The following is a 245-nucleotide window of genomic DNA, read 5'->3' as shown; positions in this document are numbered from 1 at the left end:
CGGCGAAAGCCTTGGGCCGGATGCTGTGGAAGATCGGGGACGGCATGGCCATCGACGGGTTCATCAACTGGCTGGCGCTGGGGGTGATCCCGCGCCTGACGCGCGGGGCCTCGCGGCTTCAGTCGGGCTATCTGTTCCACTATGCCTTTGCGATGGTGCTTGGCATCGTCGGGCTGCTGATCTGGGTGATGATGAAGGGCACGCACTGATATGACCAACCTGTTGTCCATCATTACCTTCCTGCC

1 protein-coding gene is annotated in these 245 nt (G+C 61.6%); it reads left to right on the top strand.

Annotated features, from left to right (window positions below):
* A partial coding sequence (locus RMT89_RS44865) for a hypothetical protein (RefSeq protein ID WP_315889505.1) occupies positions 1 to 209 on the top strand: 209 nt, incomplete at its 5' end.
* Positions 210 to 245 lie beyond the last annotated feature (36 nt).

The sequence above is a fragment of the Streptomyces sp. P17 genome, assembly GCF_032436805.1.
Lineage (GTDB): Bacteria > Actinomycetota > Actinomycetes > Streptomycetales > Streptomycetaceae > Streptomyces.
This window is presented reverse-complemented; position numbering and strand designations above follow the sequence as displayed.